The sequence below is a fragment of the Pseudomonas sp. 2848 genome, assembly GCF_003253945.1.
Classification (GTDB): Bacteria; Pseudomonadota; Gammaproteobacteria; order Pseudomonadales; family Pseudomonadaceae; genus Aquipseudomonas.
The window spans coordinates 95,436-108,095 of record NZ_QKZD01000001.1 but is presented as its reverse complement, the minus strand read 5'-3'; the positions used below and the strand labels follow the sequence as shown (position 1 = coordinate 108,095).

The 12,660-nt window shown below is 64.1% G+C and carries 9 protein-coding genes; 2 read left to right on the top strand and 7 right to left on the bottom strand.

Going from position 1 to position 12,660, the window contains the following annotated elements:
- The first annotated feature begins 1 nt into the window (after nucleotide 1).
- Together DFS21_RS00540 and DFS21_RS00535 are read left to right on the top strand one after the other, a co-directional pair.
- On the top strand, nucleotides 2–1,096 hold the full coding sequence (locus tag DFS21_RS00540; protein WP_110700654.1) for an extracellular solute-binding protein: 1,095 nt from the start codon (nucleotides 2–4) through the stop codon (nucleotides 1,094–1,096).
- A 4-nt stretch (nucleotides 1,097–1,100) separates the two neighbouring features.
- On the top strand, nucleotides 1,101–2,213 hold the full coding sequence (locus DFS21_RS00535) for an agmatine/peptidylarginine deiminase (protein ID WP_111531681.1): 1,113 nt from the start codon (nucleotides 1,101–1,103) through the stop codon (nucleotides 2,211–2,213).
- Nucleotides 2,214–2,261: 48 nt separating this feature from the next.
- Here the strand turns inward: DFS21_RS00535 and DFS21_RS00530 are convergent, their stop codons facing one another.
- The 7 genes from DFS21_RS00530 to DFS21_RS00500 form a co-directional block, all read right to left on the bottom strand.
- Nucleotides 2,262–2,981 carry an OmpA family protein gene (locus tag DFS21_RS00530; protein ID WP_023631281.1) on the bottom strand — a complete coding sequence of 240 codons (720 nt, stop codon included), beginning with the start codon at nucleotides 2,979–2,981 and terminating at the stop codon, nucleotides 2,262–2,264.
- 95 nt (nucleotides 2,982–3,076) lie between these two features.
- Nucleotides 3,077–3,721, bottom strand: a complete 645-nt coding sequence (locus DFS21_RS00525) for an MBL fold metallo-hydrolase (RefSeq protein ID WP_046857107.1) — start codon at nucleotides 3,719–3,721, stop codon at nucleotides 3,077–3,079.
- A gap of 69 nt (nucleotides 3,722–3,790) precedes the next feature.
- On the bottom strand, nucleotides 3,791–4,483 hold the full coding sequence (locus DFS21_RS00520; RefSeq protein ID WP_102682550.1) for a sensor histidine kinase KdpD: 693 nt from the start codon (nucleotides 4,481–4,483) through the stop codon (nucleotides 3,791–3,793).
- Complete coding sequence (locus DFS21_RS00515; RefSeq protein WP_038707358.1) at nucleotides 4,480–6,087, bottom strand: tetratricopeptide repeat-containing response regulator; 1,608 nt, start codon at nucleotides 6,085–6,087, stop codon at nucleotides 4,480–4,482. Before DFS21_RS00515 ends, DFS21_RS00520 begins: the two co-directional genes overlap by 4 nt.
- A gap of 145 nt (nucleotides 6,088–6,232) precedes the next feature.
- Nucleotides 6,233–8,950 carry a LuxR C-terminal-related transcriptional regulator gene (locus tag DFS21_RS00510; protein WP_111531680.1) on the bottom strand — a complete coding sequence of 906 codons (2,718 nt, stop codon included), beginning with the start codon at nucleotides 8,948–8,950 and terminating at the stop codon, nucleotides 6,233–6,235.
- Nucleotides 8,951–9,170: 220 nt separating this feature from the next.
- Nucleotides 9,171–10,535, bottom strand: coding sequence for a DUF1329 domain-containing protein (locus DFS21_RS00505; RefSeq protein WP_111531679.1), 1,365 nt, complete (start codon nucleotides 10,533–10,535; stop codon nucleotides 9,171–9,173).
- A gap of 25 nt (nucleotides 10,536–10,560) precedes the next feature.
- Nucleotides 10,561–12,498, bottom strand: coding sequence for a DUF1302 domain-containing protein (locus DFS21_RS00500; protein ID WP_110700662.1), 1,938 nt, complete (start codon nucleotides 12,496–12,498; stop codon nucleotides 10,561–10,563).
- Nucleotides 12,499–12,660: the final 162 nt, after the last annotated feature.

Below are 12,660 nucleotides of genomic sequence, written 5' to 3'. Positions count from 1 at the left end.
CATGCCAAGCCGTCCATCGAAACTGCTTGCCATCACCGCCCTGCTGGCCTGCGCCGGTGTTGCCCAGGCCGAGCAGGACGCCCTGCGCCTGTACAACTGGGCCGACTACTTTGCCGAGGACACCCTCAAGCGTTTTACCGCCGAAACCGGCATCCCGGTGATCTACGACGTCATGGACGGCAGCGAGGTGCTCGAGGCCAAGCTGATGTCCGGGCGCAGCGGCTACGACCTGGTATTTCCCGGCGACACCGTGGCCGAACGGCTGATGCGCGCCGGCAGCCTGCAGCCACTGGATCGCAAGCAACTGACTGCGCTCGACGATGTAGAGCCCGGCCTGCGCCAGTTGCACGACCGCTACCCCAAGGCCAGCCAGGCCACCGTGCCCTACACCTGGGGCACCATCGGCCTGACCATGGACGCGAAGAAAATCCGCGAGCGCCTGCCCGACGCCCCGCTCGACAGCCTCGACCTGCTGTTCAAGCCGGAGCTGGCGGCCAAGTTCGCCGACTGCGGCATCTCGATGATCGACTCGCCCGACGAAGTGCTGGCCGTGGTGCTTCACTACCTGGGCCGCGAGCCGCGCAGCGCCAAACGTGAAGACCTGGCCGCCGCCAGCGAGCTGCTCAAGGGCATACGCCCGTACGTGCGCAAGCTGCAGTCGCAACCGGTCACCGAGCTGGTCAATGGCAACACCTGCCTGTCGCTGGGCTACAGCGGCGACGTGATCCAGGCCCAGCGCACCGCCGAAGCCGCGGGCAGGGCCATCGACTTCCAGTACCGCGTGCCTCGCGAAGGCACCACGGTGTGGATGGACACCATGGCCATCCCCGCCGATGCCAAGCACCCGGAGTACGCCTATCGTTTCATCAACTTCGTCATGCGCCCGGAGAACATGGCCGCGATCAGCAACTTCACCGGCTACCCCACCGCCAGTGCCAAGGCCCGGTCGCAGGTGGACGCGCGCCTGCGTGACAACCCGGACATCTACCTCAGCGATGCCACCTTCACCCGCTTGATCCCGGGCAAGGACATCCCCCAGGCCGACATGCGTGCGCGCATGCGTGTCTGGACCCGTTTCAAGACCGCACAGGACTGACCGCATGCCCACTCGCCGCACTTTCCTCCAACACATGAGCGTCGTCGCCGGCCTCGGCGCCGCCGCCAGCTTCGGCCTGCCCTTCGCCAGCGCCAGCGAAGCCGGCCGCTGGTTCATGCCCGACGAGGGTGAGCAGCAGCAACGCGCCTACATCGCCTTCGGTGCCCAGGACGCCATCTGGGAAGACTTCACCGAAGACGTCCAGGCCGCCCTCGGGCGCATCGCCCGCGCCATCGCTGCCTACCAGCCGGTGACGGTGTTCTGCCGCGCCAGCGAACGCGATATTGCCGAGGAGGAATGCGGCAGCCACAACATCACCTACGTCGAGACCGAGCTGGACGACATCTGGATGCGCGATATCGGCGCCAACTTCGTGGTCGATGACGATGGCGCCCTGGGCGCCGTGGACTTCAACTTCAACGGCTGGGGCGGCAAGCAGCAGCATCGCTACGACGCCAAACTCGCGGCCCGCGTCGCCAAGTTGGCTGGCGCCCAATACCAGCAGAGCGAACTGGTGGGTGAAGGTGGTGGTATCGAAGTGGACGGCCACGGTACCGGGATCATGACCGAGAGCAGCTGGATCAACAGCAACCGCAACCCCGGCTGGAGCAAAGCCCAGGTCGAGGCCGAGCTGAAGGAGCGGCTGGGGCTGCGCAAGATCATCTGGCTTCCGGGTATCAAGGGCAAGGACATCACTGATGCCCACGTGGACTTCTATGCCCGCTTTGCCGCGCCCGGCGTGGCGGTGGCGAACCTGGACAACGATCCGGACTCCTACGACCATGAGGTGACACTCAAGCACCTCGAGATCCTGCGCAACGCCACCGATGCCGACGGGCGCAAGCTACAGGTGCATACGATGTCGCCACCCTTGAAACCAAGGCGCAGCAAGTTCAACGAGGACAATCCGGATTTCGCGGCGGGGTACATCAATTACTTCGTGATCAACGGAGCGGTGATCGCCCCGCAGTTCGGGGACCGCAGTGCCGATGAGCAGGCGCGGGCGTTGTTGGTGAAGCTGTACCCGGGGCGCAAGGTGGTGCAGTTGGACATCGACGCCATTGCGGCGGGAGGGGGTGGGATTCACTGCGTGACCAACCAGTGCCCGGCGATCTAGCGCAATTGCCGGGGCTGGCGCTCAGCCCCGGCATCGTCAACCTGGCGCTTATGGGTACTGCTGCACGGTGCCTTGCTGGTCATACTGCTGGCCCGGGATCGGCTTCAGGTTGACCTCGACGCGACGGTTCTGCGCACGGCCATTGGCATCGGCGTTGCTGGCGATCGGCTGGTCCGGGCCCATGCCACGCACGCTGACCCGCGACGAATCCACGCCCTGGGAGGTCAGGTAGGTGCTGACCGCCTGGGCGCGTCGCTGCGACAGGTCCATGTTGTGCTGGCGGCTGCCGGTGCTGTCGGTGAAGCCCACCACCTCGATGGTGTTCTGGTTGAACTGCTTGAACGAGTTGGCCAGGTTGTTCAGCGGCGAGTAGAAGCTTGGGGCAATGTTCGCCGAATCGGTGGCGAAGGTGATGTTGCCCGGCATGATCAGTTTGATCTGGTCACCCTGGCGCTGCACTTCGACGCCGGTATTGGCCATCTGCGCCCGCAGCTCGGCTTCCTGCTTGTCGGCGTAGTAGCCGTAACCGGCAGCGGCGGCACCGACCGCGGCGGCGCCGATCAACGCCCCCTTGCCACGGTTGTTGTGGTCGATGGCGGCACCGGCGATGGCGCCGGCCAGCGCGCCAAGGCCACCATACTTGGCGGTCTTGCTCATCCCTGTGGAGCCCTGCGCCTGGCCCTGGCTGTCATACGGGTTGGGGCTGGCACAACCAGACATCAGCGCGGCGGCGGTAGCGACGATAATCAGACGACGCATGGTGAACATGGACAAGCTCCTACTGAAATTCGAAAGTGCAGCGGATCGACTACGGATCTATGCCAGCCTTGGATTGCAGCGCAGCGGAAAAATTCCATGAAACCTCAGGCACGCACGAAGGGGTTCTCGCGCATCTCGTCGCCGAGGCGGGTGTCCGGGCCATGGCCGGTCACCACGATGGCGTCCTCATCCAGGCGGTACAGCCGTTCCTTGATGGAACGAACGATAGCCCGCTGATCGCCTCCCCACAAATCGGTGCGCCCGACACCACGGCGGAACAAGGTATCGCCGGCGATCAGCAACTTGTGCTCGGCGAACCAGAAACTCATCGAGCCCGGCGTGTGCCCGGGGGTGTGCAACGCCACGCCGCAGCCGCATGCCAGCGCCTCGTCGTCGCTCAGCCAGCGGTCCGGTGACGGTACCGGCGTATAGGGCACGCCGAACATCTGACACTGCATTTCCAGGTTTTCCCACAGCGGCTGGTCGGCCTTGTGTAGGTGCAGCGTGGCGCCGGTCAGCTCCTTGAGCCTGCCCGAGGCGAGGAAATGGTCGAAGTGCGCGTGAGTGTGGATGATGCTCACCAGGGTCAGGCCATGGTGCTGCAGGCGGGCGAGGATCTTCTGCTCGTCCCCGCCTGGGTCGACGACGATGGCGTGCTTGCTGACCGGGTCACCGATCAAGGTGCAGTTGCACTGCAAGGGGCCAACGGGGAAGGTTTCGCGGATGAGGCTAACGGGCAATGGGTTCATCTTCCTGGAACTCGGTACAGTCGATAGAGGGAGCGAATATGACCATGGTCCAGCTTGCCTCTCACCAAATCAAGGCAGATACAACCGGAACAACCCGCCCCCCAGCGTCCCGCCATTGGCGATCTCGATCCGCCCGCGCACGCCATTGCGCTCGTGCAACGCGGCAATCCGCGCCGCGAAATACAGCCCCAATCCGGTACTGCCACTCTGAGAGTCGATGCCCTGCACGTAGTCATGCTGGCGCTCGAGCATGCGCTGTGGATAACCGGCGCCGTCGTCGTTGACGCTGATCACCAACTGCTCGCGCTCTTCCTCGATGCTGATCAACAAGGCGTGGCCGGCATAGCGGATGGCGTTGGTGAGGACATTGGCCACCACCGAGGCGACCAGTTCACGGTCGAAGAACCCCAACGGGCTTTCGGTCTCGATACGCCAGGTAGCGAGGATGTCGCGGTGCTTGATCACGTCTTCCTGGGCCGCCAGCTGGGCCTCGATGAAGTCATCCAGCTCGTGGTAGTCCGGGCAGATGGGCAACTGGTTGACGCCCAGCTTGTACAGCCCCAGCAACTGCACGAGCATGCCGTTCAGGTGGCTGAGCTCGTGCTCCACCACGCCCTGTTCGGTACCGCCGCGCAACTCTTCGGGCAGGCGCGCCAGCCATTGACTATGGGCGTGGGTCAGCGCCGAGAGGGAGTTCTTCAGGTCGTGCACGGTGGAGGCGATCACCGTGGAAAAGTCCAGCCCCTGGTTGTCCTGGTTCATGCGCCAAAGACCCGGATGTGCAGTTTGCGGTAACGGTCATAGCGGCTGTCGCTGGCGGGAATGCCGGCCACGCTGGTAAGGCAGTCGCGGCACTCCTGCATCAACGCCGGCGGTGGCGTCTCGCCGCCGATGCGCAGCAGCGCCTGGGCGGTGTTCAGGGCGATACTGATGTTCTTCGGTTGCAGCGACAGCGCCTTGCGGAACATGCCCAGCGCCTCGTTGAGCTGGCCACCCTGGTAGCTGCGCACGCCCTGGCGATTGAGGTCCACGGCTTCGGTCACCGCCCCCAGCACCAGCGGGTCGTCGGTGAGTTTGGCGACGCTCTGCATGACCTTGGGGTCGTCCCCGTAGGTTTCCACGCAACCCTTGAGGATAGAGGTGCCCGCCGCGTCCTGACCGAGTTGCTGCAACTGCTTGGCCACCGTCAGCGCCGCCTCGACGGAGAAGAACTGATCCATTTTTTCCAGGCGCAGCATCGCCTGCTCGGTGAGCTTGGCGGCGGTATCCGGGTCACCGGCCTGCTGCAGGCTGGCGGCCTTCATCAAGCGGGCGCGCACCTGCAGACCCTGGTCCTCGACGTTCTCCTTGGCCACCTCGCTGAGCACGGTGTTGATTTCCACCCGGGTACGCGCATCGAGACCGTTGCCGGTGTTCTTGCTCATCAGCGCCTGGACCAGGCCAAGATTGCTTTCGGCGTCCTTGTAGCGCGAGCTCTGCCCCTGGTTGACCGCATGCCGATAGGCCTTGGACGCGCTTTCGAAGTCGGCGTTGTCCAGCGCCAGCTTGCCCAGCGCAGCCTGGCGGCGCACGGCGAGCGGCGACAGGCGCACAGCCTCTTCGAGCATGTGCTGGGCGCGCTTGGTTTCGCCCTGGGCCACCAGCACATCGGCCATGCCATCGTACAGGTTGGGCATGATCGGGAAGGCCTTGAGGGCCTGCTCGTAGACGCCCTGGGCCTGGGCGTTCTGGCCACGCTTGTGCAACAGGCTGCCGAGCGCCGCGTAGGCCCAGGGCTGTGGGCGGCTGGCCAGGATGTTCTTGAGGAATTTCTCCAGTTCGTCGAAACGATTGAGGTCGCGCAGGGCATCGGCGCGATAGCGCAGGCACAACGGGGCGAACCGCGGGTCTTTCTTGCACAGCTCGGCGCAGGCGGCGAGCACCTCGGCCGGGCGGCTGCGATCCAGGGCCTGGAGAATAGGCTTGAGCAAGGTCTTGCGCTGGGTCAGCTTCTCCAGACGCTGGGCCAGGCCCACGCGATTGAAGGGCTTGGTCAGGTAGGCGTCGGGCTCGTGCTCGATGGCGCTGAGCACGATGGCCTGGCTACTTTCAGCGGTGACCATGATGAACACGCATTCATGGCTGATGAGCTTGTCGAGAATCAGGTCCTCGAGCACCTGCTGGCCATTCTTCTTGCCATCACCCAGGTGGAAATCCTGAAGGATGAAGTCGTAGCGTTTCTGCCCGCACATGCGCAGCGCCTGTTCGCCACTGTCGGCGGTGTCCACGTCGCGTACACCCAGCTCGCGAAGCATCGAGCGGGTCGAGGTACGGAAGTCGGTAAAGTCGTCGACGATCAGAAAGCTTTTTTGCCCGTACTGCAGCATCAACACGACCTGTATTGGAAGAAGTGGGAAGTGGCGCGGCGATGCGTATCGCCGAAAAGTGTATCGGCAGCGGATCGAGAAAGATGAGCCCGGAACGGCGATAGCCTTGTGCCGCTATGTTAACGGCCGCCCCTGCTGTAAACCACTAGACGAGCAACCCGAGGGACTTGGCCCTGGCCACCGCCTGGGTCCGCCGCTCCACGCCCAGCTTGCTGTTGATATGACTGGCGTGGGTCTTGACCGTATGCAGGGAAATGAACAGCCGCTCGCTGATCTGCTGGTTCGAACAACCCTGGGCAATAAGTTCCAGCACGGCGAACTCGCGGCTGCTCAGGGCCTCGGTGGTGCAGGTGCTGGCGACGAGGGTCTGCGGCAGGTACGTCAGCAGATCGCGCTGCACGGGGCAGGCGGCACGGCCGGCCAACTGCTCACGCAGCCATTGCGGCTGCTCCTCGATCAAGCGCTGGAATGCCTGCAAGGCACCTCCTTGCGCAGCCTCCAGTGCCTGGGCAAGCAGCTTGGCCGCCTCGGGCTCACGCCCCTGGGCCAACAACAACGCGATCAACTGGCATTGCGCGCTGACCATCAACGTCATGCCAGCGCTGGCCTGCCCGCGCTCGATCAGCCTGTGCAGCCTGGCTTCGGCATCGTCGACACGGGCCAGCACTCGCTCCAGCAACGCTTGCTGCAACTCGATATGCAGCGGCAACAAGGGGTGGAACTCCGGCGCGGCGGCAGGCTGCTCGCCACCGTAGGTCTGCCCCAGGCGCAACAGCCACGACTCCGCCAGGTCCGTACGGCCCTGGGCCAACCAGAGCTCGCATTTCACCAGGGTAATCATGGCCAGGTAGAAGATCGGCGGCACATCCCAGATATGCATCAACCGCTCGGCCTCGGCCAGCTCGCAAAATGCCTCGGCGAACCTCCCTTCGCGCCCATCGAGCGAAGCGATCACGCAGTGCCCGATCAGGACACTGATATCGCGACAGCTGCGCGCCTCGCTGAGCCCGGCGCGCAACCGCGCACGGCCCGGGGCACAGTGCAGGCGGGTGGCCAACAGGTAGCCCTCGTACAAGGTGAGGCGCGCGCGCACCGCATACAGGCGTTGACCCGACAGGCCCTGCAACCGTTGCAACCCCTGGCGCACTTCATCCAGTGCCCGCAGTATCTCGCCTCGAGCGTGCAGCACCCGCGCCCGGTCGTAATGGGCCAGTGCCTCGAACAGCGGGTTGCCGACCCGTTGCGCCAACTCGAGCGCCTCTCGGTTCCAGCCCCGCGCCCGCCAGAAATCGCCATCGGCGATGGCCAGGTTCGACAAGGTCGACAGGCACACCAGGCGCTGCCCATAACGTTTGTTCGGCAGGCTCTGCAGCGCCTCGCCACAATAGGCGAGGGTTCGCTCGCGATCACCACGGCCGCGGGCGATGACCCCGCTCAAGGCCAGCCACTGGGCGAGCATCGATTTTTGCGCCGTGGCCGAAGGCGCGGGCAGGAAACGGCTCAGGTAGGCTGCCAGTTCCTCGGCGGCGTCCAACTGGCAGGCAAGCCCCAGGGCCCAGCTGTACAGGACAATCAACCTGGGCGTACTGATCAGCAGGCTGTCGGGCAAATCCATTTTCCAGCGCAGCAGCATGCCGACATTCTGCTCGGCGAGCAGTTGCTCCTCCGACAGGCTTTGTACCAGGTCCGCCGCCACATCCAGATGGCCGGCCCGCAGGGCCTGCTCCACCGCCTCGTCCAGCAGGCCCTGCCCTTCGAACCAGCGGCAGGCACGCAAGTGCAACCCCGCCTGGGGGCCACTGGCCTGCCGGCTACGCAACAGGTCGGAAAACAGATGGTGATAGCGGAACCACAGCCCGTGCTCATCCAGCGGCACCAGGAACACCTGGTGGGCCTGCAGGTAGCGCAGGATCTCGGCACTGTCGTGCCGCTCGCGCAGGGCATCACACAGTTCGGCGCAGAAACGCTCCTGGCACGCGGTGTCGTAGAGAAACGCCTGCACGGGCGCCGGCAGGATTTCGATCACTTCCTCGAGCAGGTAGTCGCGAATCAATCCCTCGCCGCCATGCAGTGCCTGGGGCAAGGCGTTGTCATCGCCGGACTCGCTGGCCGCCAGCTGCCAGAAGCGCAGCCCGGCCACCCAGCCGTCGCTGCGCTGGATCAGGTTGTCCAGGGCCTGGCCGCGCAGACCGGTGGGCTGGCGGCCGATGACCGCCAGCGCTTCATCGGCAGTCAGGCGCAAGTCCTGCTCGTTGAGCTCGACCAGCTGGCGCGACAGGCGCAGGCGTGCCAGGTGCCAGTCGGGCCGCTGACGGCTGGTGACCAGCAGGACCAACCCGGCAGGCAGGTGATTGAGGAAGAACTGCAGGCATCGGTCGAGCACCGGGCCCTGGGCCAGATGGTAGTCATCCAGCACCAGCAACAGGGGGGTGTCCGGCTGCAGGTAGAGCGCGAGCTCATCGAGCAGCCCATCGAGCCATTCCTCGAAGGCGAAGGGCTGATGACGCTGGCGCATCTTCAACAGGCCCATGGCCTGCCCGCCGAGCGCCGGGCAGAACTGCTGCAGCCCTTGGAGCAGGCGCTCGAGAAAGCGGCCCGGGTCGGCATCGCGCTGGCTCAACCCTAGCCAGAGGCTGCGCCAATGGCCGGGCAGCTCCTGGCAGAACTCGATGGCGAGGGAACTCTTGCCGAACCCCGCAGGCGCGTTCACCAACAGCAGGCGCCCCGACAGGCCCGTTTGCAGGCGCTGGCACAGGCGTGCCCGAGGCACGTGCGCCTCCGGCAGCGGTGGCCGGAAGAAACGCCCGTCCAACAGGCCCAGGGCCTGGCTGGCGACTCCATGCGTACGGGACAAGTCTGTCATGGCCGGCTCGTTCTGATTGGAATATGGCGGCGGTACGGGTTGTTGCGAGACTAGCGGCAAACGCTGCGCATTTGAAGATGATGTGCGCGCTTTGCGCCATAAAGACTACGACAAAAAGAAACAACACTGATAGACAGCAGTAATTCTCCCTCGCGGGAACAGAAACGCCCCGGCAAGCCGGGGCGTTCTGGGAGATCAAACGGAGGTTGCGCTCAATGGCTCAACGGACACCTGACTGACGCAGGGCAGCCGGCTGGAACTCGGCCTTGCTGGCGCTGAAGCCGAAGTTGTAGGCACTTTTCTCTTCGTTCTTCATGCCCAGCGCCAGGTACCGGCCCGATTGCAGGTCGTAGATGGCTTCCAGGGTGTACCACGGCACCTGCACGTTGTAGTACGGCTGGGCGTGAGCCTCGGAAACACGCCACAACTGGTTGCGACCGTCATACTGGTCGATCACCGCGGCCTGCCAGGTGTCCTCGTCGATATAGAAGTCACGCTTGGCATAGATGTGGCGCTGGCCCGGCTTGAGCGTTGCGACCACGTGCCAGACGCGACGCAGCTCGTAACGCGACAGGTCCTGGTTGATATGCCCGGCCTTGATGATGTCGCTGTACTTGAGCTTCGGATCGTCCAGCTTGTAGGCGTTGGAGGCGATATACATCTCCTTCTTGCCTTCGAGCTTCCAGTCGTAACGGTCTGGCGCACCGTTGTACATGTCCAGGTTATCGGAAGTACGCAGGCCGTCGGCGGCGGTACCCGGACCGTCGTAGGACACTTGCGGCGCCTGGCGCACGCGGCGCTGGCCGGCGTTGTAGATCCACGCCTTGCGCGGCTCCTTGACCTGGTCGAGGGTTTCGTGGACCAGCAGCACGGTCCCGGCCAGACGTGCCGGAGCGGTCACTTCCTGCTTGAAGTAGAACAGGATGTTGCCGGGGTTGGCCGGATCGTAGTCCTTCATCTTGTCGCGGAAGACGAACTGGTCCTGGAAGTACACCAGGCTGTAGGAGCCGTTCTGCTGCGGGGTGGCCTGGGTGACCAAGCGAGTCACGCTGCCGCCACGGTAGCGGGTGATGTGGTTCCAGATCACCTCCAGGCCATCCTTGGGAATCGGGAACGGCACGGCTGTCTTGAAGTTCTCCAGGCCGTTGCCACCGGCGACCAGGGTGGTCTTGGTGGCGTTTTCCTTGATCGCGGCGAAGACATCGTCCGGCACCGTGGAACTGCGGTGGGTCTTGTACACCGGAATCTTGTAGCTATCCGGGTAGCGCTTGAACATCGCCACCTGGCCAGGCGAAAGCTTGTCCTTGTACTGGTCGACGTTCTGCCCGGTGATGGTGAACAGCGGTTTTTCGCTGGCGTAAGGGTCGGAGAGGAAGCCCTTGGCGTCAGCACTGCCGGCGCTCTTGGACAGCGGCTCCCACGGGCCGATGGAACCATCGGCGTTACCGGCCTTCTCGGCGCCCATCGGGGTGAGCGACGCGCCCAGCTTGGCGGCCTCGTCAGCGGAAACCGCAGCCATGACGCTGGATGCCAGCAGGGACATGCCCAGTACACCGGCTTGCAGCAGACGTGTGGTCATTTTCATTCTTTGTCGTCCTGGATCAATGTTCTTAGAAGTTCACGCCGAAGCTGAGCGCGACGAAGTCGCGGTCATCCACGGTGGTGTACTTGCCATCGAAGAAGTTGGTGTACGACAGGCTCGCCGTGTAGGTGTTCTGGTACTCGGCGTCCAGGCCCAGGCTGATGGCCTTGCGCCCTTCCTCGAAGTTGCCACCAGGCCCCGGGGAGTAGCCGTCGACATCGTGGGACCAGGCCACGCTCGGGCGCAGGTTCACACCGGCGAAGACGTTGTTGTAGTCCCAGATGGCGCGAACGCGATAACCCCAGGAGTCGGAGGTAGTGAAACCGTCGTTTTCGCAGTAGCGCGACAGGTTGTTCTGCTCGACACCCGCCAGCGTCGTGGCGTTGAGGCTCTGGCAGCGGCCATTGGGCAGCGGGCCTGGGCCGTAGACCGGGTCGCGGCCATAGCGGGCCTTGGAGGTGCTTTCCAGGCCACCGACGTGGGTCCAGCCTACCTCGCCGACCATGGTCAGACGCTCGGCGCCCATGACTTGGTCGAAGAAGTGGGTGAACGTGGTTTGCAGCTGGGTGATTTCCTTGCGGCGATAACCTGGCTGGTCGGCATCCGGCGTACCGCGCAGGACCGACGCGTTGGGATCCAGCGGAGTCAGCCCCGAATACAGGATGTCGGTGGTATTCAACTGTACCGGTGCATTCGGCCGATAGCTGATCTCACCGCTCCAAGCGGTACCGGTAGGCAAGGTGGTGGAGAAGCTCAAACCGTAGAGACGGATGTCCTCGGGGTACTCGACGTAGTAGCTGGAGTTACCCGCAACGTACAACGGCATCAGTGCCTGGAGCAGGGCCGGGTTGGTGGCGGCGGCCCCCGGTACGCCGGCCCGGACCAATGCCCCAGCCAGGTTGGCCGGATTATAGAAACCGGCGGCGGCGCCGCGACCGCTGAAGATTGGCGCCCGGCTGTGGTAGTTCATGAAGTAGCCACCGAACTCGGTGTTCAGCGGCTCGTACATGTAGCGCAAGGCCACACCGAACTGGCCGCTGTCACGGGCATCACGGTCAGGGCCGCGGCGCACGATCACGCCTTCGTCCGGCGAGCCCCAGGACACGCCCTGCCCGGTCAATGCGTTCATGGCAGGCCCGGCAAACGGGCCGATCTGCGCGGCCAGGGCCCTTGACACGTTGGCCTGCTTGGCCAACACCGCCAGGTTGTTGTTGCAACCGTCGGCGATCACGTCAGGCTGGGAGAAGAAGGTACCGCAGTTGTCGACGACGGTCTGGTCCCACTCGATCTGGTAGAAGCCTTCGGCGGTGAGGTTGTCGGTCACGCTCTGCGACACGTAGAACATGTTGACGGGGATCAGGCCTTCCTTGATCTCCGCGCCAGGGCGACGGAACGCCGAGACATCGATGGGGTTGATGGCGTTGATACCGCCGCCAATGAAGGTACTCTCGCCCCAGCTCACCACCTGCTTGCCCAAGCGCACGTTGCCCGGCAGGTCGCCGATGCTGTAGTTGTGGTAGACAAAGGCGTCGAGCAGTTCCGCGCCCGAAGACTTGGCGCCTTCCTTGCGGTTCGAATCGCTGATGTCCTTGAACTGGCGGTTTTCATCCTTGAGCTCGAAGTCGTACCAGTACTTGCCACGGACGAACACGCCCGTGTCACCGTACTTGAGCTCCAGGTCGTGGATGCCCTTGAAGATCTTCGAGAACGTCTCGCCTTTCTTGAAGTTCAGGTGGCCATCGTCGGAGGTCTGCGACAGCCCCCTGCCGCCGTTGTTGGCCCCGATGAGGTTCTTGTTGGGGTTGGCCGTCGACCAGCTGGCGCCAACGGAGAGCGACGAGTCGAACTGGCCTTCGATTTCACCGATGTTGAAGCTGACCGCGAAAGCAGGACTTGCGAGCGTGGAAGCGAGGCTGACGGCCAGAGGCAGTTTCGCCCGGCGCCAGAACGGGTTTGCAGATGTCATCGACGCTACTCCATGTACTTTTTTGTTATGGCAGTGAGTCCTTTCAGAAACGGCTCGAGCGCCTGGTGAAGCAGGCTCCTGCCCGTGACGCCGCGCGTTGCCGTGCGGCGCCCTCCCCCATTCCTGAAAATCCCCTGACCCGACTATAGCCAGCGGTCACAG